The following is a 23,682-nucleotide window of genomic DNA, read 5'->3' as shown; positions in this document are numbered from 1 at the left end:
CTACCCGATCGATCAACAGACTTTGCGAGGAGCGCGATATGCACGAGATCCCTAATCTCCCCTTCCCAAGCCTGCACGACACTGAGCAGACGACCACGCTACAAGCCGGGGGGCAACCAGACGCCCAGCAACCCGAGCCGAAAGAAGCCACTGAACGCCGCCAGGCCGACAACGAAGACTGATACACCCGCATCACCAGACCGTGTGGAAAGCGCTAAGATGCGCTTTCCACACTGCCTGAATCCCGAGCCCCTACCATGACCGATGACCGCGACACCTTCAGCGAAGCCCAAGCCAGCGTGCTGATCGGCACCGCCGAAAAAATGGTCGAGATCTGGACACGCCTCTCCCCTGAGAAACAAGCCGCCCTGCTGGCCCGTTTCGGCACCGAAGAAAATGCCCTCGCCGCGCTGGTCACCACGCAACTGGTCGGCCAACGGCCCGACAGCTGAAAAACCGCTGGGCAAATAGTTTTACTTTTACCTCCGCTGACAGCACGCTCGCCGCTATCATAAGCAGCCTATCTATCCTGCTGCTCCGTGGACCCTTTCCCCATGTCAGATTCCCCGCGCGCCTTGGCGGTCACGCTGCAAGTCGTCTCCATCGTCCTGTTCACCTTCATCGGCTACCTGAACATCGGCATTCCCCTGGCAGTGTTGCCAGGCTACGTCCACAGCGAACTGGGTTTCGGCGCGGTGATGGCCGGGCTGGTGATCAGCGTGCAATACCTGGCCACCCTCCTCAGTCGGCCCTATGCAGGACGAATCATCGATAACCAGGGAAGCAAGCGCGCGGTCATGATCGGTCTCGCCGGCTGCGGGCTGAGCGGTGTGTTCATGCTGGTATCGGTCTGGACGCCGCATTTGCCCACGTTCAGCCTGATCAGCCTGTTGATCGGTCGCCTGGTGCTGGGCAGTGCGGAAAGCCTGGTGGGTTCGGGGTCGATTGGCTGGGGCATCGGCCGAGTGGGTGCGGCCAATACCGCCAAAGTGATTTCCTGGAACGGTATCGCCAGTTACGGCGCGCTGGCGATCGGTGCGCCATTGGGGGTGTGGCTGGTCAATAGCCTGGGGCTGTGGAGCATGGGCGTCAGCATTATCTTGCTGGGTTTGCTGGGTTTGGCACTGGCCTGGCGCAAGACTGCCGCGCCCATCGTCGTCGGCGAGCGTCTGCCGTTCATGCACGTGCTGGGGCGTGTTCTGCCGCACGGCTGCGGCCTGGCCTTGGGCTCCATCGGGTTTGGCACCATCGCCACCTTCATCACCCTGTATTACGCCACCCAGCACTGGGACAACGCGGTGTTATGCCTGAGCTTGTTTGGCGCCAGCTTCATCGGTGCGCGCTTGTTGTTCGGCAACCTGATCAACCGTCTGGGTGGTTTTCGCGTGGCGATTGCCTGCCTATCGGTGGAAACCCTGGGCCTGTTGCTGCTGTGGCTCGCCCCGGATGCCCACTGGGCCTTGGCAGGCGCGGCATTGAGCGGCTTCGGATTTTCCCTGGTGTTCCCGGCCTTGGGCGTGGAGGCGGTCAACCTGGTGCCGGCTTCCAGCCGTGGAGCCGCGGTAGGCGCCTATTCGCTGTTCATTGACTTATCCCTGGGGATTACCGGCCCCTTGGCTGGAGCGATTGCCGCAGGCTTCGGCTTTGCCTCGATTTTTCTGTTCGCGGCCCTGGCGGCCCTCGGCGGACTGGCGCTGAGCGTCTATCTGTACCGGCAGGCGCCGAGGTATCGCGAGGAACGGGAGAGAAGCTAGAAATCCACCTTGCCGCGCCCGGCCTTGATCGAGCCGCGCTTGGTCTTGGATTCCAGGCGGCGTTTTTTCGAACCCAGGGTCGGCTTGGTCGGGCGACGTTTCTTTTCAACCTTGGTGGCGCTCAGGATCAGTTCGGTCAGGCGCTCCAGGGCATCGGCGCGATTCTGTTCCTGGGTGCGATACTGCTGGGCCTTGATGATCAATACACCGTCGCTGGTGATGCGACTGTCACGCAGGGCCAGCAAGCGTTCCTTGTAGAACTCGGGCAAGGACGAGGCCGGGATGTCGAAACGCAGGTGCACGGCGCTGGACACCTTGTTGACGTTTTGCCCACCGGCCCCCTGGGCACGGATGGCTGTCAGCTCGATCTCGGCGTCCGGGATGTGCTCAGTGTTGGAAATCGCCAGCATGGGAAAGGGTCCGAAATCAGGCTCCACAGAATACCGCGAATCCCCAGGGCGACGCGTAACTCCTGTGGGAGCAGGCTTGCTCGCGAAAGCGGTGGGTCAATTTTGATGATGTTGGATGTGCCACCGGCTTCGCGAGCAAGCCCGCTCCCACAGGGGTTGGGGTCTTGCCTGAAACAACAAACCCGGCACTTGGCCGGGTTTGTTGTTTCTTTCAGGACTGCTTACTTGGCAGCAGCCGCCACAGCCAGCTCATGCCGGGCACTGCGCTTGTCCTTGATCAGGTAGCACACCCACATGAACACCAACCACACCGGAATCGCATACACCGAGATCTGGATGCCGGGGATCAGCAACATCACACCCAGGATGAACACCACGAACGCCAGGCAGACGTAGTTGCCATACGGATACCACAGCGCCTTGAACAACGGCGTCTGGCGGGTCTGGTTCATGTGCTGGCGGAACTTGAAGTGCGAGTAGCTGATCATCGCCCAGTTGATTACCAGGGTCGCGACCACCAGCGACATCAGCAGCTCCAGCGCATGCTGCGGGATCAGGTAGTTCAGCAGCACCGCCACCAACGTCACGGCAGCCGAAGCGAGGATTGAACGCACCGGCACGCCACGCTTGTCGATCTTGGCCAGAACCTTGGGCGCATCGCCCTGCTCGGCCATGCCCAGCAGCATGCGGCTGTTGCAGTAAGTACCGCTGTTGTACACCGACAGCGCCGCCGTCAACACCACGAAGTTGAGGATATGCGCCGCCGTGTTGCTGCCCAGCATCGAGAACACTTGCACGAACGGGCTGCCGCTGTAGGCATCGCCGGAGGCGTTGAGGGTGGTCAGCAGACTGTCCCAAGGCGTCAGGGACAACAGCACCACCAAGGCGCCGATGTAGAAAATCAGGATCCGGTAGATCACTTGATTGATGGCCTTGGGGATCACGGTTTTCGGTTTGTCGGCCTCGGCGGCGGTGAAACCGAGCATTTCCAGGCCACCGAAGGAGAACATGATGATCGCCATGGCCATCACCAGGCCGCTCACGCCGTTGGGGAAGAACCCGCCGTGGGACCACAGGTTGGTCACTGAGGCTTGCGGGCCGCCGTGACCGCTGACCAGCAGGTAGCTGCCCAACGCGATCATGCCGACGATCGCCACCACCTTGATGATCGCGAACCAGAACTCGGCCTCACCGAAAACTTTGACGTTGGCCAGGTTGATGGCGTTGATCAGGATGAAAAACGCCGCCGCCGATACCCAGGTCGGGATGTCCGGGGCCCAGTAATGGATGTACTTGCCAACCGCAGTCAGCTCGGACATGCCCACCAGAATGTAGAGAATCCAGCAGTTCCAACCCGACAGGAATCCGGCGAAACCGCCCCAGTACTTGTGGGCAAAATGACTGAAGGAACCGGCCACCGGCTCTTCGACGATCATTTCACCCAACTGGCGCATGATCATGAAGGCGATGAAGCCGCAAATGGCGTAGCCGAGGATCATCGACGGGCCGGCTGACTTCAGCACTCCCGCCGAGCCCAGGAACAGCCCGGTGCCGATCGCGCCGCCGAGGGCGATCAGTTGGATGTGGCGATTTTTCAGGCCGCGCTTCAGCTCGCCTGAATGCGAGTTTTGTCCACTCATGAAAAGGGTCTCACGCAAGGTTTGATGATGTTCGTTAGACGTTGCCGCTCGAATCGGATCTCAAGCAGCGCCGATCAAACCCCAGCGCAGGCACCAAGAATTCAGCGTTGTTTCAACAGTCATGCGTCACCTGTTTGTTTTTATCTGTGACGAAATCGAACCCGACACGCTTGTGACGTGGCGGAGTGAACAAGGTGGATAACCTTGAAAGTGCGTGGGAACGCGAAGGGTCACAGTAAAACGCGGCGCATTGTACACCGCCGACCCCCTGCTGCCAGACACCACCGGATCAGCGTGTCGTTTGCCGGGATTGCACGGGGCCGCCTCGAGCGTCTCGGGCGACTGCAAAAATGCGTCCAGGCCCTTGCGAGCCCTTGAAGGGTGTGGCGCGAAAAACGCCACGACGGGAGAAATGCGGTTGAGCTGCGGCGTTCATTGCGCCTCCTTCTTGTTATTCACCTGCACGACAGGCATGGAGCGCATCTGACCCTCCCCGCGTGTTTGAAACAAGCAGGCCAGAGCCTGCAATGAACCGCTGGGGCGGCGTCTGCGGAAGCTTTTTCTTACAACTCCCTGAGGCTGCCGCTGCGGCCTTCACAACCGGGTCCGGACGTCAGCATTTCTTTACAACCCGTAAGGAATTCTTGCCGAGTAGGAATATTCCGTCGGCTGCCTGCAAATTGACGGTAGGTAGCTACCTAATAAATAAACGCCCCAGACAGCTGTTTTTGAATGAGTAATGTTCGCCTTTCAATTTGGAATAAAAAGTTCATTCAAAAAAATAAAATTATTTTTTGCAATCCAAAAATCCCTCGACTAGGTTTTCAGCGACTTGCCAAGGCATCGTGCCGACAAGTTTTGCGGTGCCGGTTCTGTGTAGTTTTTGCTCGCCGGATCGGCCCGCGTTTTCCGTAAAAAGTCCTCTAGGAGATTCACTATGCAAGCACTGGACAAAGACTTGGAAACCGAACTGCAACTGGACGAATGGTTTGAAGCGCCAACCCATGAAGCCGCTGTCGAAATGATGCAAGCCGATGCGGTCGTTCCGTTCGGCACGGCGATGTGGCCTCTGTAAGCGATACCCGGCGGAGCTGATCCGGCCGGTCGGCTCCGCCACTTTTGCAGGGACGTCAAATCAATCGTCAGGGAAGAATAAGCATGGACACACAACGAGCCATCTCACATTTCCTTTACTACCTCGAACACCACCCCGCCCTGGCCGGCATCCAGCCCGCCAAGGTGCTGCTCGGCCATACGGCAGACTACGAAGCGTTGGCCGGCGCCATCGCCGAACAGGCTGGCAGCGGCTCGCCCTTCCGGTTCAGCGCGATGCGCCTGGATATTGAATCCACCGAGCGCCTGTCCAAGGCGATTGCCGACAGCGATCTGTACATTTTCTTCTACGACTCATCCACTCTGCCCAACCCACGCCCGGACGGCCCGGACTTTGTCCGTGCGCTGCAAGGCGTCATGGCCGACAACTGGAAGAAATCGCTGCTGTTCAAGGACTACGGCGATTATTTCTACGACACCTTCAGCGTCATTCCCCAGCGTATCGCCGGGCTCAACAGCCATCTGATCCGGCGCATGTCCCAAGCGACTACCTTGAGTTTCGAGGATGACCACGGCTCGTATTTCGACACGGCTCTGAACAGCGTCAAGAAATGGACCGATATCAACGGTGTTGGCAATTACGACCTGGCCCCCGGGGAAATCGCCACCCACAGCGACACCATCAATGGCCGGGTGAAATTTGTCGGCACCTTCCTCAGCACTATTCCGTTCGCGCGCAAATACGGCGTGCTGCAATCGCCCCTGGAATTGTGGATCGAAGATTCGACCATCCAGAAAATCGCCACGGACGTGCCAGGCCTGGAACACGACTTCAACAAATACCTGGACGCCAATCCGTCCAATCGACGCATCGAGGAGCTGGGCATCGGCACCAACGAAGGGGTCAAGAGCCTGTACGCCCGCAATGCCGGTTTCGAGGAGCGCCATTGCGGCCTGCACCTCGGGCTCGGTGGCGGGGCCAAGGGCAGCCATCACCTGGATCTGATTTTCGAAAGCGGTGTGCTGGCGCTGGATAACCAACCGATGTTCGATGGGCGGTTTGTGCTTTAGGGGCAGTTGCAAGCGGCGAGCTTCGAGCGACAAGGAAGAGCGGGCAGTCTCTGGATGGTGGTGAGGCTGCTGGCCTCTTCGCGAGCAAGCTCGCTCCCACAATTGATCTTCGGTGAATGGAAGATTTGCGAGCAACTGCGCCCCACTGTGGGAGCGAGCTTGCTCGCGATAGCGGACGCACCGGCACCCAATCAATAAAGCCAGGGCAAAAAAAAAACGCCAACCCGAAGATTGGCGTTTTTTTCTTGCAGCTTGCAGCTAGAAGCCCACAGCTGCCTTACTCAGGCTTGCGACGCCCAAACCCAGGACGCTGTCCGGAGCCTGCCGGCGCGCCGCGGCGTTTGCCCGATGGCGCGTCGCGATCGGCCAACACGATACCTGGGCGTTTCTTCGGCGCCGGCTTGGCCGGACGCTTGGTGTCGGCCGGACGATCGGCAACTGGCGTACCACGGCCAGCAGGAGCACCACGGCCCTCACCGCGTTCGGTGCGACCGTTGGCTGGGCGTGGCGTGCGTGGACCGCGCTCGCCGTCCTGGCGTGGCGCAGGCTTGCGGGCCGGGCGCTCGCCTTCGATCTGTGGCTCGCGGGAAGGACGCGGGCCGGTCGCAACGCCTTCAGCGGCAGGACGCAGCGTACGTACCCGCTCGGTCTTGCCCATCGGACGCGAGGATTTACGCTGCATCCGCTCCAGCTTGTCCTTGCTCTTGGCGGTCATCTGCGGCATCGCCACCGGCTTGAGGCCTACTTCAGCCGCCAGGATGTCGACTTCGTACTGGCTCATTTCGCGCCAGCGGCCCATCGGCAAATCGGAGTTGAGGAACACCGGACCGAAACGCACGCGCTTCAGACGGCTGACCACCAGCCCCTGGGATTCCCACAGGCGACGCACTTCACGGTTACGACCTTCCATCACCACGCAGTGGTACCAATGGTTGAAGCCTTCACCGCCCGGCGCCTGCTTGATGTCGGTGAAACGCGCCGGGCCGTCTTCCAGGACCACGCCAGCCTTCAGCCGCTCGATCATCTCGTCATCGACTTCGCCACGTACACGCACGGCGTATTCGCGGTCCATTTCGTAGGACGGGTGCATCAGGCGGTTGGCCAGTTCACCGTCGGTGGTGAACATCAGCAAGCCGGTGGTGTTGATGTCCAGGCGACCGATATTGATCCAGCGGCCTTCTTTAGGACGCGGCATCTTGTCGAACACGGTCGGACGGCCTTCCGGGTCGTCGCGGGTGCAGATCTCGCCGTCGGGCTTGTTGTACATGATCACGCGGCGCACCGTTTCGGCGGCCTCTTCGCGCTTGATCACCTTGCCATCGATGGTGATGGCGTCGTGCATGTCGACACGCAGGCCCAAGGTGGCATCTTTACCGTTGACCTTGATGCGGCCCTGGGTGATCCAGGCTTCCACGTCGCGGCGCGAACCGACGCCGATCCGGGCGAGGACTTTTTGCAGTTTCTCGCCTGCTGGGCCGATTTCCTGGCTGTCGTTCTGGTCTAGGTCTTTCATTCTGGGCACCTCCCGGTGTGGTCGGGTCAGGCTTGGCCTGACGCTTTGGAAACAGGTCTGTGGCGAAGGGATCGCCAAAGGGTCGCGAATCATACGCCCGTTGAGGCGTTTGCGCATCAGAGACTAGCTGATGGATGCTGGCCCAGCGCTTTTTCCGCCGACCGGTGGTGCCCTGCTGTACCACATTACTCATGTGGGAGCGGGCTTGCTCGCGAAGAGGGCGTGTCAGGTTAATAGATGCTGGCCGACCCACCGCCTTCGCGAGCAAGCCCGCTCCCACAGGGGAATGACGGTGTATCAGTCAACTCAATCGTCGAACTGGCGCCGTTCGTTTTCGATCGCTTCAGCCAATGCACGAGCCTCGGCTTCTTCGTCGCTCAGTTCGGGTTCCGGCGGCTGGAGGGCGGCGACGGCGGCCAGCAGTTTTTCCCGGGCTTCGGCCACGCCGAGGATATCTTCTTCCGGTTCGGGCTCTGGCTCTGGCTCTGGCTCTGGCTCTGGCTCTGGCTCTGGCTCTGGCTCAGGTTCCACCTTGCTTTCAGGCTCCGGCAACTCATCCGTCTCCCCCTCAGGCCCCTCGCGCAGCAGGTCGTCGAAATCGGTCTTCAAGCCCTCCTCCATGGTGTCCAACTCCAGCAACAACGAGTGGAAACTGGTTTCTTCCTTGGGTTCCTCGGGCTCGGCGCTGGCGTCGGCCAGTTCCTGGAGGCCTTGGGGCACCGGGGCGTCGTCGAACTCCAGCATCGGCTCGGGCTCCAGCTCCCGCAGCTCGGCCAGGGGCGGCAGGTCATCGAGATTCTTCAGGTTGAAGTGGTCGAGGAAGGCCTTGGTGGTGGCGAACATTGCCGGTTTACCCGGCACGTCGCGATAACCGACGACGCGAATCCACTCACGCTCCAGCAGCGTCTTGACGATATGACTGTTGACCGCCACGCCGCGCACGTCCTCGATCTCACCGCGGGTGATCGGCTGGCGATAAGCGATCAATGCCATGGTTTCGAGCATGGCGCGGGAATAGCGCTGGGGCCGTTCCTCCCACAGGCGCCCGACCCAGGGGGCGAATTTTTCGCGGATCTGCAGGCGATAACCGGAAGCCACTTCCTTGAGCTCGAAAGCTCGCCCTTCGCAGGACTTCCCCAACAGCGTCAGGGCTTTCTTGAACACGGCCGGCTCAGGCCGCTCGCCCTCTTCGAAGAGTTCGAACAATCGTTCCATCGATTGCGGTTTTCCGGAAGCCAACAGGAAAGCTTCAAGCAAGGGTGCCAGCTCGCGGGGTTCAGTCAGATTCATTGATTTGCTCGTTATTCGGCTCGTGCCCGCACGTGGATCGCTGCGAACGGCTCATTCTGCACCAGCTCGACCAAGGATTCCTTGACCAGTTCCAGGACCGCCATAAACGTCACCACCACACCCAAGCGCCCCTCTTCGGCGGTGAACAGCTCGACGAAGGGCACGAAACCGCCGCCTTTGAGCCGTTCCAGCACATCGCTCATGCGCTCGCGGGTGGACAGCGCTTCGCGGCTGACCTGGTGACTTTCAAACATGTCGCCCCGGCGCAGGACCTCGGCCATGGACATCAGCAATTCTTCCAGGCTCACATCGGGCAGCAATTTGCGCGCCCGCGCTTCGGGCGCATCGAGCTTGGGCACCACCACATCGCGCCCGACCCGGTTCAAGCCATCAAGGCCTTCGGCCGCGACCTTGAAGCGCTCGTATTCCTGCAAGCGGCGGATCAGTTCGGCGCGCGGGTCGTCTTCTTCCGCTTCGACTTCCGCCGAGCGCGGCAGCAACATGCGTGACTTGATCTCGGCGAGCATGGCCGCCATCACCAGGTATTCGGCCGCCAGCTCCAGGCGCACCGACTGCATCAGCTCGACGTAACCCATGTACTGGCGAGTGATTTCCGCCACCGGAATGTCGAGGATGTTGATGTTCTGTTTGCGGATCAGGTACAGCAGCAGGTCGAGCGGCCCTTCGAAGGCTTCAAGGAATACCTCCAGCGCATCCGGTGGGATGTAAAGGTCCAGGGGCATTTCCATGACCGCCTGGCCATAGACCATGGCGAACGGCAGCTCTTGTTGCGCGCCAGCCTGGCTGTCTGCGCTGTCCACGGCGGTTTCCACAACCGACATTCAGGCCTCGGCCATGAACGGCGCGGGGTCGCCGCAGCCAACGCGGACCACTTGCGGCTCGCCGTCGGCCAGGTTGATCACGGTGGACGCCTTCATGCCACCGAAACCGCCGTCGATGATCAGGTCGACTTGATGCTCCAGCAACTGGCGAATCTCGTAGGGATCAGTCATCGGCTCAGTCTCGCCGGGCATGATCAGTGTCACGCTCATCAATGGTTCACCCAGCTCTGCCAACAGCGCCAGGGCGATGGGATGGCTCGGTACCCGCAGCCCGATGGTGCGCTTCTTCGGGTGCAGTAATAGTCGCGGCACTTCTCGCGTGGCATTGAGAATAAAGGTGTACGGCCCCGGCAAGTGGGCCTTGAGCAGGCGGAAGGTGCCGGTGTCGATCTTCGCGAACAGGCCCAACTGCGAGAGATCGCTGCAGATCAATGCGAAGTTGTGCTTGTCATCCAACTGACGCAGGCGTCTGACTCGCTCAACGGCGTTCTTGTCACCGATCTGGCAACCAATGGCGTACGCGGAATCGGTGGGATAGACCACCACACCGCCGCTGCGGATGATTTCCACGGCCTGTTTGATCAGGCGCGCTTGCGGGTTTTCCGGATGAATCTGGAAAAATTGACTCACGTGTTCTACCTGTTCAGACGGCGGCGGTAACGGGATCATGTTTGAATCTACACCAAAGCGGTGGCAGATCTTCCGGCAACGGGCGGTATTCGCCAATCTCGGACCAGCCCCCAGGGCCATGGAAATCACTGCCGGCGGTCACCAGCAGACCGAACTCACGGGCCAGGATCGCCAGGCTGCCGACCTGCTCGGCCGGCTGATGGCCATTGACCACCTCAATAGCGTGCCCCCCCGCTTGAATATAGTCGGCGATCAGGCGGCGGCGCTTGCTACGGGTGAAATCATAGTGCCACGGATGCGCGAGGCTGACCCAGGCGCCAGCCGCCCGCAGGGTTTCAACGGTTTCTTCCAGCGTCGGCCAATGCTGCTTGACGTCCCCCAGCTTGCCGGCCCCCAGCCATTTGCGAAACGCTTCGGCGCGATCCTTCACGAACCCTTCGCGCACCATCCAGTCGGCAAAGTGTGGGCGGGCCGGGGCGTTGCCGCTGTCGCCCAGTTCCTGCTGGATCTGCCGGGCGCCCTCCAGCGCACCGGGCATGCCCTTGAGGGCGAGCTTGCGGCTGATCTCCTCGGAGCGTAGCCAACGGCCGTCGCGCAATTGGGCGATGGCCTGAACCAGTGCCGGTGCATTCACATCGAAACCGTAGCCCAGCACGTGAATGGTCGCCCCACCCCAGGTGCAGGACAATTCGACCCCATTGACCAGTTGCATGCCCAGCGCGGTGGCAGCGCCGCGGGCCTCGTCGAGGCCTTCGAGGGTGTCATGGTCGGTCAGGGCCAGGACTCGCACGCCGTGCTCGAACGCCCGCGCCACCAGAACCGCAGGCGCCAGGGCGCCATCGGAGGCCGTGCTATGGCAGTGCAAATCAACATTCACGAGAGTTTGTTACCTCAAATCAGCTGGCCCTATCGCGGCCAAGGATGTTTGTTATTATGCCGCCACATCCTGCTTCTGGCTGCCACTGTGAAACAATTCATCGACTTCATCCCGCTGCTGCTGTTTTTCGTCGTCTACAAACTTGATCCCCGGACCGTCGACATCGCCGGTCACTCCTTGACTGTAGGCGGTATCTACAGCGCCACCGCCGTGCTGATCATCAGCTCCCTGGTGGTCTATGGCGCGTTGTTCGTGTCCCAGCGCAAGCTGGAGAAAAGTCAGTGGCTGACGCTGATCGCCTGCCTTGTCTTCGGCAGCCTGACCCTGGCGTTCCACAGCGAAACCTTCCTTAAATGGAAAGCCCCGGTGGTCAACTGGCTGTTCGCCCTGGCCTTCATCGGTAGCCATTTCGTCGGTGACCGCCTGCTGATCAAGCGCATCATGGGCCATGCCCTGAGCCTGCCAGACGTGATCTGGACCCGGCTTAACATCGCCTGGATCGCGTTTTTCCTGTTTTGCGGCGCCGCCAACCTGTTCGTCGCGTTCACGTTCCAGCAGTACTGGGTCGACTTCAAAGTCTTCGGCAGCCTGGGCATGACGCTGTTGTTCCTGATTGGCCAGGGCATTTACCTGTCCCGTCATCTGCACGATGCCGACCCCACCACGCCAAAAACCGAGGACTGACATGCTCTACGCAATCATTGCCACCGACGTCGCCGACTCCCTGGAAAAACGCCAGGCCGCTCGTCCCGCTCATCTGGAGCGCCTGCAAAAACTTCAGGCCGAAGGCCGCGTCGTGCTGGCGGGCCCGCACCCGGCGATCGACAGCAATGACCCGGGCGCCGCGGGTTTCAGTGGCAGCCTGATGGTAGTCGAATTCGACTCCCTGGCTGCCGCGCAAGCCTGGGCCGAGGCCGATCCGTTCGTGGCCGCAGGCGTCTATGCCAATGTCGTGGTCAAGCCCTTCAAGCAAGTCATGCCGTAAATCCCCCTGGCGCGATGAGCCTTCGCGGCTCATTGCGCCCAGTTGTTCATCTTTCCCATTTGCCTGCCGACAACCTGTCTAATCTCGATTGGAATTCAGGAGTTGCAATGCGCAAAGGTCCGTTGTGCCTGTTATTGGTCACGTTGGCGATCGGAGCCCCCGCCCATGGCGAGGACAGCACCGAGGGCAACCATTCGACCCCCTTGTCCCTGAGTGCCGGCGGCCAGATCGCCGAACTGCAGCAACGCTTGAAAGACAGCGAACGCCAGCGCGAAGAACTGAGTAAACAACTGCAAAGCGCCGACAGCGAACGCGAAAGTGCGTTGCTGGCCCGGTTGCGCCAGGAAAACCAGCGTCTGAAGCTGCAACTCAAGGAAGCCTTGGCGAGCCCATTGCCGCGCCTGTTGACCGATCAACAACAATGGTTCGTCATTGGCGCCGGGGTAGCGCTATTGGCCCTGCTCTGCGGTATCTTTGCCAGCGGTGGACGTAGACAACGTCGGCAATGGCTAAATTGAGTGAGTCATGAGCGAGCTGTTACTGATTGATGATGACCAGGAGCTGTGTGAGCTCCTCGTGAGTTGGTTGAGCCAGGAAGGGTTTCAGGTCCGGGCCTGCCACGACGGCCAAAGTGCCCGCAAGGCCCTGGCCGAAACCGCTCCGGCAGCGGTAGTACTGGACGTGATGCTGCCGGACGGCAGTGGCCTGGAACTGCTCAAGCAGTTGCGCAACGACCACCCGGAACTGCCGGTACTGATGCTCTCGGCGCGGGGCGAACCCCTGGACCGGATCCTTGGCCTGGAACTGGGGGCCGATGATTACCTGGCTAAGCCCTGCGACCCTCGCGAACTGACTGCCCGCTTGCGCGCCGTGCTGCGGCGCAGCCATCCGGCGGCAGTGTCCAGCCAGATCGAACTGGGGGACCTGACCTTCAGCCCGGTACGTGGCGTGGTCAGCATCGACGAGCAGGAACAGACCCTCACCGTTTCCGAAAGCCGCCTGCTCGAAGCGTTGCTCAAGCAGCCGGGCGAACCGCTGGACAAGCAGGAACTGGCGCAGATCGCCCTCGGGCGCAAGCTCACCCTCTATGACCGCAGCCTCGACATGCACGTGAGCAACCTGCGCAAGAAAATCGGCCCCCACCCCGACGGCCGGCCGCGCATCGTGGCGCTGCGCAGTCGTGGCTATTACTACAGTCTCTAGGCCCCACCGATCCCCTGTGGCGAGGGAGCTTGCTCCCGCTGGGTTGCGCAGCGACCGCAAAATCTTGGGGCCGCTTCGCAGCCCAGCGGGAGCAAGCTCCCTCGCCACCCGGTTACCTTATATTCAGCACAATCGTTGTGCAGGCTTATTGGTTTTGTAAGCCCCGCACCAAACCGTCTTTACCCAAGCTTTACGCCCCCCTGACCGCCGCTGACCTTGATCTCCGTAACCTGCACACATCCGGAACTGACCGGGAACGAGACAAGGAGAAACACCATGCGCAAGACCCTTATCGCTCTGATGTTCGCTACCGCCCTGCCTACCGTCGCCATGGCCATGCCTGAAGGTCCCGGCCCGATGGGTCCGATGGACGGCCCACGTCACGGCGGGATGATGCACGACAAAGGCCCCTTCAGCGAACTGGACCTGAGCCGCGAACAACGCCAACAGATCCGCAAGATCATGGGCGAACAGCGTCACGAGCGCCGCGAACTGGTAGAGAAGTACCTGGCCAAACTGTCGCCAGCCGACCAGAAAGCCATGAAAGACGAAATGGAAGCCCGGCATCAGAAAGTCGATGCCCAGATCCGCGGGCTGCTCAAGCCTGAACAGCAGAAAGAGTTCGACGCGATCCAGAAGAAGCAGGCCGAGCGTCGCGCCGAATGGGCCGAATTCAAGGCCTGGAAAGCGCAGCAGCCGCAAAAAGCGCAATAATGCGCTGAAGGTACCCAGCCCAACGGCGAATCGCCGTTGGGCTTTCTTTGTTTTCGAGGACTCAACGTGCGTTCATTGTTCTGGCGCATCCTGGCCAGTTTCTGGCTGGCCATCGCCCTGGTCGCGGGGCTTTCGATTCTCATGGGCCACATGCTGAACCAGGACGCCTGGATCCTCAGTCGCCACCCGGGCCTCAACACTCTGCCCGAAGAGTGGACGCAAACCTACGAAAGCCAGGGCGAAGACGCCGCGCAGGAGATCCTGCAGCAGCGCAAGCGCCAGTATCACATCGACGTCCAGGTGCTCAACGAAAGCGGCGACCCGGTGGTGCGCGGCACTTTTCCCCGTCGTGCCGCCGCTTTCGAGGCGCGGCAGAACAACGACGACCGACGCCTGCCCTGGCGACGCCTGACCGATGAATTCACCAGCGCCAAGACCGGCGACACTTACCTGTTCATCTACCGCATTCCCCATCCGGAACTGGACGCCTGGCACCGCGAAAGCCTGCTCTGGCCCCTCAGTGCCTTGGGCATCGCGCTGGTGGTGCTGACCTTGTTCAGCCTGCTGGTGACCCTGTCCATCACCCGTCCGCTGAGCCGCCTGCGCGGTGCGGTGCATGACCTGGGCCAGGCCACTTACCAACAGAACAGCCTCGCCAAGCTGGCCAACCGTCGGGATGAGTTCGGCGTACTGGCCACCGACTTCAACCGCATGGGCGCACGCCTGCAAAGCCTGATCGCCAGCCAACGTCAGCTATTGCGCGACGTGTCCCACGAATTGCGCTCACCCCTGGCCCGGCTGCGCATCGCCCTGGCACTGGCTGAACGGGCCGGCCCCGAGGAACGCGAAAAGCTCTGGCCGCGCCTGACCCGCGAATGTGATCGCCTGGAAGCGCTGATCAGCGAAATTCTCGTCCTGGCCCGGGTCGATGCCGATAACGCCAGCGCGGAAGAGGTGGAACTTAACAGCTTGCTGGTCACCCTGCAGAAAGATGCGCAACTGGCCTCACCCGACCAAAACGTGCAGTTGGACGCGGAGCCAAACCTGACCCTCAAGGGTTGGCCGACGATGATCGAACGGGCGGTGGACAACCTGTTGCGCAACGCCCAGCGCTTCAATCCCGCCGGGCGTTCGATCGAAATGCACGCGGTGCGCCAGGGCGAACGGATCCTGATCAGCGTGCGCGACCACGGGCCGGGGGTGGAAGCCGAACACCTGGGGCAGTTGGGCGAACCCTTCTACCGCGCGCCCGGCCAGACCGCTGCCGGTCATGGCCTGGGCCTGGCAATCGCTCGTCGCGCCGCCGAGCGCCATGGCGGTGCGCTGGTGTTGGGCAACCATCCGGGAGGTGGGTTCATCGCGACGCTGGAGCTGCCGTTGGTGCCGGGGGCTGTTGTCCAACCGTAGCCCGCAAATGAACAGTTAACTGTTTAGCCCAAGGCAACACTGCCCCCTGTGGCGAGGGAGCTTGCTCCCGCTGGGCTGCGAAGCGGCCCCAGGATTTTCGCGGCTGCTGCGCAACCGAGCGGGAGCAAGCTCCCGCGCCACAGGGAATCGAGCAAGCCTAAGCGAGCAGTGTTGCCAACCCAATAGCAAGAGCCCCTCAAACCAAACGATAATTCCTCTTATTCAAACTGCGCCGCCCTGTTAGACTTTGCGCCCCGTTTCACTCCTCTTCCAGGATGCCCGATGCCGTCGTTGCCTCTTCGTCTATGTGCACTGTTCATGGCCTTGGGCCTGAGTGCCTGCGATGATGCCCCGCGCTTTACCCAGGCCGAGCCCGGGGAAGCCCGGTCCGGTGGCGCCGCGACGGTACGCAAGACGGATCAGAATGCCTTTTCCCTGCCTTCGGCCAACCTGCCGCCTTCGCGGCGGGTGGATTTCAGCGTCGGCAACAGCTTTTTCCGCAGCCCCTGGGTGATCGCCCCTTCGACCACCACCGCCCGCGATGGTCTCGGCCCGTTGTTCAATACCAACGCCTGCCAGAACTGCCACATCAAGGACGGCCGCGGCCATCCTCCCGCGCCAGACGCGGCCACGGCAGTATCGATGCTGGTGCGCCTGTCGATTCCTGACGCAGCGCCTTACGCCAAGGTCATCGAACAATTGGGCGTGGTGCCAGAACCGGTCTATGGCGGGCAGTTGCAAGACATGTCCGTACCCGGCGTCGCTCCGGAAGGCAAGGTACGGGTCGATTACAGCCCCGTCCCGGTCAGTTTCACCGACGGCACCGTTGTGGAACTGCGCAAGCCAAACCTGCAGATCAGCCAGCTGGCCTATGGCCCGATGCACCCCGACACGCGGTTTTCCGCCCGCGTCGCACCGCCGATGATCGGCCTGGGATTGCTGGAGGCCATTCCCGACGAAGCCATCCTGGCGAACGCCGAGGCCCAGGCGCGGGAGAACAAAGGCATAGCCGGTCGTCCCAACCAGGTCTGGGACGATGTCCTGCAAAAAACCGTGCTGGGGCGTTTCGGCTGGAAGGCCGGACAGCCGAACCTCAACCAGCAGAACGTCCATGCATTCTCCGGTGACATGGGCCTGACGACGAGCCTGCGGCCCTTCGACGACTGCACCCAGACCCAGCTCGACTGCAAGCGCGCCCCCAGCGGCAACGGCCCGGACGGCGAGCCGGAAGTCAGCGACAACATCCTGCGACTGGTGCTGTTCTACAGCCGCAACCTCGCCGTGCCGGCCCGTCGTGAGGTGGGTTCGCCCCAAGTGCTGGCGGGCAAGAATCTGTTTTTCCAGGCCGGTTGCCAGTCCTGCCACACGCCGAAATACACCACGTCCGCCAACGCTGCCGAGCCGGAGCTGGCGAACCAGGTCATACGCCCCTACACCGACCTGCTGTTGCACGACATGGGCGAAGGCCTGGCCGACAACCGCAGCGAATTCAAGGCCGGCGGCCGTGACTGGCGAACACCGCCCTTGTGGGGCATCGGCCTGACCGAAACCGTCAATGGCCACACCCAGTTCCTGCACGACGGACGCGCCCGCAATCTGCTCGAAGCCGTGCTGTGGCATGGTGGCGAGGCGCAGGCGGCGCAACGACAAGTATTAGCGTTCGATGCCGAGCAGCGCACCGCGTTGCTGGCTTTTTTGAATTCCCTTTAAACGCACTTTCCGAAACACGGGAGCCCGACATGTTCCGTCCCAAGCTGTTGTTCACCAGCCTCGCCGCCATCGCCCTCGGCGCCTGCTCGCCCCAGGATCCGCAAGCGGTCACCTCGGCGGCCATCGCCAAGCAAGTGATCCTGCCGACCTACAGCCGCTGGGTCGACGCCGACCGGCAACTGGCGAGCAGCGCCCTGGCGTTCTGCCAAGGCAAGGAAAACCTGGAGGCCGCCCGCGCCGACTTTCTCAAGGCGCAAAAAGCCTGGGCTGAGCTGCAACCATTGCTGATCGGGCCGCTGGCCGAGGGCAACCGCGCCTGGCAGGTGCAGTTCTGGCCGGACAAGAAAAACCTGGTGGGCCGCCAGGTCGAGCAACTGGTCAACAGCGAGCCGCAGATCGACGCCGCCGGCCTGGCCAAGTCCAGCGTCGTGGTCCAAGGTCTTTCGGCCTACGAATACCTGCTGTTCGATGCCAAGATCGACATGGCCGACAACGCGCAGAAAGCCAAATACTGTCCGCTGCTGACCGCCATCGGTGAGCGCCAGAAGCAACTGGCCGAAGAGATCCTGTCGCGCTGGAATACCAACGACGGCATGCTCGCCCAGATGAGCAAGTTTCCTAACCAGCGCTACGCCGATTCCCACGAAGCCATCGCCGATCTGCTGCGTGTCCAGGTCACCGCCCTGGACACGCTGAAGAAGAAACTCGGCACACCGATGGGCCGCCAGAGCAAGGGCGTGCCCCAACCGTTCCAGGCCGATGCCTGGCGCAGCCAATCATCACTGCAAGGCCTGGAAGCCAGCCTGAGCGCGGCCAGGACCGTGTGGGCAGGCGTGGATAACAAAGGCTTGCGCGGCTTGTTGTCCAGCGAGCAGAAGCCTCTGGCCGACAAGATCGATGCCGCCTACGATGCGTCGTTGAAGTTATTCGCCAGCAGCCAGCGTTCGCTGACCGAGATGCTCAACGACGATGCCGGGCGCCAGCAACTCAACGATTTGTACGACAGCCTCAACGTCGTCCATCGCCTGCACGAAGGCGAACTGGCCAAGGCGCTGGGCATTCAACTGGGCTTCAATGCCAACGACGGTGACTGATCATGCTACGACGTCAGGCCCTGGCACTGGGCAGCTTGCTGCTCGGCGCCGTTACCCTTGGCGGCTGGACGCTGTTCAAGCAAAAGGACAAGAGTCCGCTATTGCTTTCGGCACGGGACGATGACGATGGCAAGCATTATGCCGTGGGCTATCGACTGGACGGTAGCCGGGTGTTCGCCACCCAGGTTGGCCAGCGCTGCCATGACATCATCAATCATCCGGCGCACCCGATCGCGCTGTTCGTCGCCCGTCGCCCGGGCACCGAGAGCTACCTGATCGATCTGCGCGACGGCACACTGCTGCAAACCATCACCTCGTTGCCGAACCGGCATTTCTACGGCCACGCGGTAATCCACAACAGCGGCGAATGGCTGTATGCCACCGAGAACGACACCACGGATCCGGGTCGCGGCTTGCTGGGCGTCTACCGATTCGAAGGCGAGCGGCTGGTCCACAGTGGCGAGATCCCCACCCACGGGATCGGCCCTCACCAGGTGTCGTGGATGCCCGACGGCGAGACGCTGGTAGTGGCCAATGGCGGCATCCGCACCGAGGCCGAAAGCCGCGTCGAAATGAACCTCGACGCCATGGAGCCGAGCCTGGTGCTGATGCGCCGCGATGGCACCCTGCTGAGCAAGGAAACCCTCGGCCAGTCGATGAACAGCGTTCGTCACCTGGGCATCGCCAGCGACGGCACCATCGTTTCCGGCCAGCAGTTCATGGGCCCTGCCCACGAGCCCTCGGAGCTGGTGGCGATCAAGCGGCCGGGCCAGCCATTTCAGGCATTTCCGGTGGCTGACGAGCAATTGCAGGCCATGGGGCACTACACCGCCAGCGTCGCCGTGCACAGCGACCTGCGCCTGGTCGCCCTGACCGCCCCACGGGGCAACCGGTTCTTCATCTGGGACCTGGACAGCGGCGCGGTACGCCTGGATGCGCCGCTGCCGGACTGCGCCGGCGTGGGCGCCGTGGCCGACGGCTTCGTCGTGACCTCGGGCCAGGGACGCTGCCGCTACTATGACTGCCGGCAATCGAACCTGGTGGCAAAACCGCTGGATCTGCCGGCGGGGCTCTGGGACAACCATTTGCATTTGGCCTGACGAGAGGACGGGAAACGTTAAAGAAAAGTTCTTACACATTAGCGGCAAACATCATTTGGAATGGCTGGCGTAGTCAGAGTAATGTGCCCGCCTGCCTGTCTTTTCTCTCAGTTTATTTCCAAGGAAGTGGAACATGCTGCGACGCCGCATGCTGATCATGTTGGGTGTTGTCCTGCTGGTGGTGCTGTTATTGGCCGGCTACAAGGCCTTTTCCGTTTATCAGCAAATCCAGATGTTTTCCGTGCCCAAGCCGCCGGTCAACGTTGCCGTGGCCAAGGCCACCGAGCAACCCTGGCAGGCCCGCCTGCCCACGGTTGGCAGCCTCAAGGCCCTGCAAGGCGTCGACCTGAGCCTGGAAATTGCCGGGACCGTGCAGAAGGTACAGTTCCAGTCCGGGCAGAAGGTCAAGTCCGGCCAGCCGCTGCTGCAACTCGACAGCGAGGTGGAAAGCGCCCTGCTGGAAACCGCCGAGGCCGACCTGGGCCTCTCCCAGCTGGATTTCGGTCGCGGCCGGCAACTGGTGGGCAGCCAGGCGATCTCCAAGGGCGAATTCGACCGACTCTCGGCACAGTTGAAAAAGAACCAGGCCACGGTCAACCAACTCAAGGCCTCGCTGGCCAAAAAACACATTCTTGCGCCATTCAGCGGCACCATCGGCATTCGCCAGGTGGACGTCGGCGACTACCTGGCCAGCGGCACGGTCATTGCCACCCTGCAGGACCTCAGCAGCCTCTATGTGGACTTCTACGTACCCGAGCAGATGGTGCCCCGGCTCGCGGTTGCCCAGCCGGTCAACGTCAGCGTCTCGGCCTATCCCGGGCAGAACTTCGTCGGCGCCATCAGCGCAATCAACCCCAAGGTCGAGGACAGCACCCGCAACGTGCTGGTGCGCGCCACCCTGGCCAACCCCGACGGCAAGCTGCTGCCTGGCATGTTCGCGGATCTGCAGGTGATTCTGCCGGACATTGCGGCCGGAATCGTCGTGCCGGAAAGCGCCGTGACGTACACCCTCTACGGCAATTCCATGTACGTGGTCACGCAGAAGAAAGCCGCGGACGGCAATGTCGAGAAGGATGACAAGGGCCAGCCGGTGCTGATTGCCGAGCGCCGCTTCGTCGAGACCGGTGAACGCCGTGACGGCCAGGTGCTGGTGGCCAAAGGCGTACAGAGCGGCGAACAAGTCGTGATTGCCGGCCAGATCAAGCTCGACAACGGTACGCACATCGCGATCAGCGATGACAAGACCCTGACCGAACAGAACAGCCCGCCACGCGCGGACTGATCAAGGAACCCCCATGGCTTTTACCGATCCGTTCATCCGCCGTCCGGTGCTCGCTACCGTGGTCAGCCTGTTGATCGTGCTGCTGGGCTTCCAGGCCTGGAGCAAGCTGCCGCTGCGGCAGTATCCACAAATGGAGAACGCCCTGATCACGGTGACCACCGCCTACCCCGGGGCAAACGCCGAAACCATCCAGGGCTACATCACCCAACCGATGCAACAGAGCCTGGCCAGTGCCGAGGGCATCGACTACATGACGTCGGTCAGCCGGCAGAACTTCTCGGTGATCTCGGTCTACGCCCGCATCGGCTCCAACAGCGACCGACTCTTTACCGAACTGCTGGCCAAGGCCAACGAGGTCAAGAACCAGTTGCCCCAGGACGCCGAGGACCCGGTCCTCAGTCGCGAGGCGGCCGATGCCTCGGCGCTGATGTACATCAGTTTCTTCAGCAAGGAACTGAACAACCCGCAGATTACCGATTACCTGTCACGGGTTATCCAGCCCAAGCTCGCGACGCTGCCTGGCATGGCTGAGGCAGAGATCCTTGGCAACCAGGTCTTTGCCATGCGCCTGTGGCTGGACCCGGTCAAGCTCGCCGGTTTTGGCCTGACCGCCGCCGACGTGACCAACGCCGTGCGCCAGCACAACTTCCTTTCCGCTGCCGGTGAAGTCAAGGGCGAGTACGTCGTCACCAGCATCAACGCCAACACCGAACTCAAGTCGGCCGAGGCCTTCGCCGCGATCCCGCTCAAGACCGACGGGGACAGCCGCGTACTGCTGCGGGACGTGGCTCGCGTGGAAATGGGCGCCGAGAATTACGACACCATCAGCTCCTTCGGTGGCACGCCCTCGGTGTACATCGGGATCAAGGCCACGCCCGGCGCGAACCCGCTCGATGTCATCAAGGAAGTGCGCAAGATCATGCCGGAGATGGAGGCCCAGTTGCCGACCAATCTCAAGGCCGAGATCGCCTACGACGCCACCCTGTTCATCCAGGCATCCATCGACGAGGTGGTGAAAACCCTGTTCGAGGCGGTGCTGATCGTCATCGTCGTGGTGTTCCTGTTCCTCGGCGCCTTGCGTTCAGTGCTGATCCCCGTGGTGACCATCCCTCTGTCGATGATCGGCGTGATGTTCTTCATGCAGTTGATGGGCTACTCGATGAACCTGCTGACGCTGCTGGCCATGGTGCTTGCCATTGGCCTGGTGGTGGACGACGCCATCGTCGTGGTGGAGAACATCCATCGGCACATCGAGGAGGGCAAGACGCCCTTTGACGCCGCAATCGAAGGCGCCCGGGAAATCGCCATGCCGGTGGTCTCGATGACCATCACGCTGGCGGCGGTGTACGCGCCGATCGGCCTGCTGCAAGGCCTGACGGGGGCCTTGTTCAAGGAGTTCGCCTTGACCCTGGCGGGGGCGGTAGTGATTTCCGGAATCGTCGCCCTGACCCTCTCGCCGATGATGTGCGCGATGCTGTTGCGCCATGACGAAAACCCGTCTGGGCTGGCCCATCGGCTGGACGTGATTTTCGAACGCTTGAAGAACCGCTACCAGCGCCTGCTTCACGGCACACTCAATTCCCGGCCGGTGGTGCTGGTGTTTGCCGGGATCATACTGCTGCTGATTCCGGTGCTGATCATGTTCACCAAGTCCGAACTGGCGCCCGACGAAGACCAGGGCATCATCTTCATGATGGCCAACGCCCCGAAGACGACCAACCTCGACTACCTGAACGCCTACACCGACCACTTCCTCACCATCTTCAAGGAATTCCCCGAATACTATTCCTCGTTCCAGATCAACGGCTACAACGGTGTGCAGTCCGGCATCGGCGGCTTCCTGCTCAAGCCCTGGAACGAACGCAGCCGCACCCAGATGGAAATCCTGCCAGAGGTCCAGGCCAAGCTGGAGACTATTCCTGGCTTGCAAATCTTCGGGTTCAACCTGCCCTCATTGCCCGGCACCGGCGAAGGCCTGCCATTCGCCTTCGTCATCAATTCGCCGAAGGATTACGCCACGCTGCTGGAGATCGCCGAACGCGTGAAGAAACGCGCCTTGGAATCGGGCAAATTCGCCTTCATGGATATCGACCTTGCGTTCGACAAACCCGAGGTCGTGGTCGATATTGATCGCGCCAAGGCGGCCCAGATGGGCGTTTCGATGCAGGACCTGGGCGGCACACTGGCGACCCTGCTAGGTGAGGCGGAAATCAATCGTTTCACCATCGAGGGGCGTAGCTACAAGGTCATTGCCCAGGTCGAGCGATCATTTCGGGACAATCCGGACCGGTTGAACAACTACTACGTAAAAAATGCCAAGGGCGAGTCCTTGCCGCTGTCGACCCTGATCAAGGTCAGCGACCGGGCGCGACCGCGACAACTGAATCAGTTCCAGCAGCTCAACGCGGTGACGATCTCAGGCTTTCCCATCGTGAGCATGGGTGAAGCCATCGAGACGGTCCGCCAGATCGCCCGGGAGGAGGCTCCGGTGGGCTTCGCCTTCGATTACGCCGGGGCTTCGCGGCAGTTCGTACAGGAGGGCAGCGCGCTGTGGGTCACCTTTGCCCTGGCCCTGGCAATCATCTTCCTGGTACTGGCCGCCCAGTTCGAGAGCTTCCGCGACCCGCTGGTGATTCTGGTGACGGTACCGCTGTCCATTTGCGGCGCATTGATTCCGCTGTTCCTCGGCTGGTCGAGCATGAACATCTATACCCAGGTGGGCCTGGTGACGCTGATCGGCCTGATCAGCAAGCATGGGATCCTGATCGTCGAGTTCGCCAACCAGTTGCGCAAGGAACAGGGCCTGACGCCGCGCGAAGCCGTGGAACTGGCAGCGTCGATTCGTCTGCGGCCGGTGTTGATGACCACCGCAGCCATGGTGTTTGGCATGGTGCCGTTGATCCTCGCCACAGGTGCCGGCGCGGTGAGCCGCTTCGACATCGGCACGGTGATCGCCACGGGCATGTCGATCGGTACGTTATTTACGCTGTTCGTGCTGCCCTGCGTCTACACCTTGCTGGCCAAGCCGGACAAACCCTGAGGCATCGGGTCCTGCTGGAGACTTGTGGCAAGTGGGAAAAATCCAAAAAAAAGCCTCGCACAAGCGA

At 61.6% G+C, this 23,682-nt stretch carries 23 protein-coding genes; 16 read left to right on the top strand and 7 right to left on the bottom strand.

The annotated features are described in order from the left end of the window. Window positions 1–38: 38 nt before the first annotated feature. The 3 genes from PFLQ2_RS30425 to PFLQ2_RS21585 all read left to right on the top strand — a co-directional run bounded on the left by PFLQ2_RS30425 (window position 39) and on the right by PFLQ2_RS21585 (window position 1,754). Entirely contained in the window at window positions 39–182 is a 144-nt protein-coding gene (locus PFLQ2_RS30425; protein WP_003178787.1) for a hypothetical protein, read from the top strand. Between the two features lie 75 nt (window positions 183–257). Continuing rightward, entirely contained in the window at window positions 258–452 is a 195-nt protein-coding gene (locus tag PFLQ2_RS21580; RefSeq protein WP_003178786.1) for a hypothetical protein, read from the top strand. Between the two features lie 102 nt (window positions 453–554). Beyond that, a complete protein-coding gene (locus PFLQ2_RS21585) occupies window positions 555–1,754 on the top strand; it encodes an MFS transporter (RefSeq protein ID WP_003178785.1) in 1,200 nt (399 codons plus the stop codon). Here the strand turns inward: PFLQ2_RS21585 and arfB are convergent. Together arfB and PFLQ2_RS21595 are read right to left on the bottom strand one after the other, a co-directional pair. Beyond that, window positions 1,751–2,164 carry an alternative ribosome rescue aminoacyl-tRNA hydrolase ArfB gene (gene arfB, locus PFLQ2_RS21590; protein WP_003178784.1) on the bottom strand — a complete coding sequence of 138 codons (414 nt, stop codon included), beginning with the start codon at window positions 2,162–2,164 and terminating at the stop codon, window positions 1,751–1,753. The two genes, PFLQ2_RS21585 and arfB, sit on opposite strands and share 4 nt — an antisense overlap. A 221-nt stretch (window positions 2,165–2,385) precedes the next feature. Further along, complete coding sequence (locus tag PFLQ2_RS21595; RefSeq protein ID WP_003178783.1) at window positions 2,386–3,804, bottom strand: amino acid permease; 1,419 nt, start codon at window positions 3,802–3,804, stop codon at window positions 2,386–2,388. 937 nt (window positions 3,805–4,741) lie between these two features. Between PFLQ2_RS21595 and PFLQ2_RS30420 the strand changes: the two genes are divergently transcribed. Beyond that, a complete protein-coding gene (locus tag PFLQ2_RS30420; RefSeq protein WP_003178782.1) occupies window positions 4,742–4,879 on the top strand; it encodes a hypothetical protein in 138 nt (45 codons plus the stop codon). An 83-nt stretch (window positions 4,880–4,962) separates the two neighbouring features. Beyond that, a complete protein-coding gene (locus tag PFLQ2_RS21605; protein WP_003178781.1) occupies window positions 4,963–5,928 on the top strand; it encodes a hypothetical protein in 966 nt (321 codons plus the stop codon). A gap of 277 nt (window positions 5,929–6,205) precedes the next feature. Here the strand turns inward: PFLQ2_RS21605 and rluB are convergent, their stop codons facing one another. The 5 genes from rluB to PFLQ2_RS21630 all read right to left on the bottom strand — a co-directional run bounded on the left by rluB (window position 6,206) and on the right by PFLQ2_RS21630 (window position 11,080). Continuing rightward, the gene (gene rluB / locus PFLQ2_RS21610; protein ID WP_003178780.1) at window positions 6,206–7,441 is read right to left on the bottom strand and encodes a 23S rRNA pseudouridine(2605) synthase RluB; all 1,236 of its coding nucleotides are present in this window, start codon (window positions 7,439–7,441) and stop codon (window positions 6,206–6,208) included. Window positions 7,442–7,747: 306 nt separating this feature from the next. Further along, a complete protein-coding gene (gene scpB, locus PFLQ2_RS21615) occupies window positions 7,748–8,731 on the bottom strand; it encodes an SMC-Scp complex subunit ScpB (RefSeq protein WP_003178779.1) in 984 nt (327 codons plus the stop codon). Between the two features lie 11 nt (window positions 8,732–8,742). Beyond that, a complete protein-coding gene (locus PFLQ2_RS21620) occupies window positions 8,743–9,441 on the bottom strand; it encodes a segregation and condensation protein A (RefSeq protein ID WP_165826070.1) in 699 nt (232 codons plus the stop codon). A 132-nt stretch (window positions 9,442–9,573) separates the two neighbouring features. After that, window positions 9,574–10,203, bottom strand: coding sequence for an L-threonylcarbamoyladenylate synthase (locus PFLQ2_RS21625; RefSeq protein WP_003178777.1), 630 nt, complete (start codon window positions 10,201–10,203; stop codon window positions 9,574–9,576). Between the two features lie 13 nt (window positions 10,204–10,216). Beyond that, window positions 10,217–11,080 carry a PHP domain-containing protein gene (locus PFLQ2_RS21630; protein ID WP_003178776.1) on the bottom strand — a complete coding sequence of 288 codons (864 nt, stop codon included), beginning with the start codon at window positions 11,078–11,080 and terminating at the stop codon, window positions 10,217–10,219. A gap of 87 nt (window positions 11,081–11,167) precedes the next feature. Between PFLQ2_RS21630 and PFLQ2_RS21635 the strand changes: the two genes are divergently transcribed. From PFLQ2_RS21635 to PFLQ2_RS21685, 11 genes are all read left to right on the top strand, one after another. Continuing rightward, window positions 11,168–11,764 carry a septation protein A gene (locus PFLQ2_RS21635; protein ID WP_003178775.1) on the top strand — a complete coding sequence of 199 codons (597 nt, stop codon included), beginning with the start codon at window positions 11,168–11,170 and terminating at the stop codon, window positions 11,762–11,764. 1 nt (window position 11,765) lies between these two features. Beyond that, a complete protein-coding gene (locus tag PFLQ2_RS21640) occupies window positions 11,766–12,065 on the top strand; it encodes a YciI family protein (RefSeq protein ID WP_003178774.1) in 300 nt (99 codons plus the stop codon). Window positions 12,066–12,172: 107 nt separating this feature from the next. After that, window positions 12,173–12,583, top strand: coding sequence for a hypothetical protein (locus PFLQ2_RS21645; protein ID WP_003178773.1), 411 nt, complete (start codon window positions 12,173–12,175; stop codon window positions 12,581–12,583). Window positions 12,584–12,590: 7 nt separating this feature from the next. Beyond that, window positions 12,591–13,268, top strand: a complete 678-nt coding sequence (locus PFLQ2_RS21650) for a response regulator transcription factor (RefSeq protein ID WP_003178772.1) — start codon at window positions 12,591–12,593, stop codon at window positions 13,266–13,268. A 276-nt stretch (window positions 13,269–13,544) separates the two neighbouring features. Next, complete coding sequence (locus PFLQ2_RS21655) at window positions 13,545–13,982, top strand: Spy/CpxP family protein refolding chaperone (protein WP_003178771.1); 438 nt, start codon at window positions 13,545–13,547, stop codon at window positions 13,980–13,982. 66 nt (window positions 13,983–14,048) lie between these two features. Further along, a complete protein-coding gene (locus tag PFLQ2_RS21660) occupies window positions 14,049–15,389 on the top strand; it encodes a sensor histidine kinase (protein ID WP_003178770.1) in 1,341 nt (446 codons plus the stop codon). A 282-nt stretch (window positions 15,390–15,671) separates the two neighbouring features. Beyond that, complete coding sequence (locus PFLQ2_RS21665; RefSeq protein WP_003178769.1) at window positions 15,672–17,099, top strand: di-heme oxidoredictase family protein; 1,428 nt, start codon at window positions 15,672–15,674, stop codon at window positions 17,097–17,099. 29 nt (window positions 17,100–17,128) lie between these two features. Next, complete coding sequence (locus PFLQ2_RS21670) at window positions 17,129–18,193, top strand: imelysin family protein (protein WP_003178768.1); 1,065 nt, start codon at window positions 17,129–17,131, stop codon at window positions 18,191–18,193. A 2-nt stretch (window positions 18,194–18,195) separates the two neighbouring features. Next, entirely contained in the window at window positions 18,196–19,293 is a 1,098-nt protein-coding gene (locus tag PFLQ2_RS21675) for a DUF1513 domain-containing protein (RefSeq protein ID WP_003178767.1), read from the top strand. Between the two features lie 133 nt (window positions 19,294–19,426). Beyond that, the gene (locus PFLQ2_RS21680) at window positions 19,427–20,575 is read left to right on the top strand and encodes an efflux RND transporter periplasmic adaptor subunit (protein WP_003178766.1); all 1,149 of its coding nucleotides are present in this window, start codon (window positions 19,427–19,429) and stop codon (window positions 20,573–20,575) included. A gap of 13 nt (window positions 20,576–20,588) precedes the next feature. Beyond that, entirely contained in the window at window positions 20,589–23,615 is a 3,027-nt protein-coding gene (locus tag PFLQ2_RS21685; RefSeq protein WP_003178765.1) for a multidrug efflux RND transporter permease subunit, read from the top strand. Window positions 23,616–23,682 lie beyond the last annotated feature (67 nt).

Source organism: Pseudomonas fluorescens Q2-87 (assembly GCF_000281895.1).
Classification (GTDB): domain Bacteria; phylum Pseudomonadota; class Gammaproteobacteria; order Pseudomonadales; family Pseudomonadaceae; genus Aquipseudomonas; species Aquipseudomonas fluorescens_S.
This window is presented reverse-complemented; position numbering and strand designations above follow the sequence as displayed.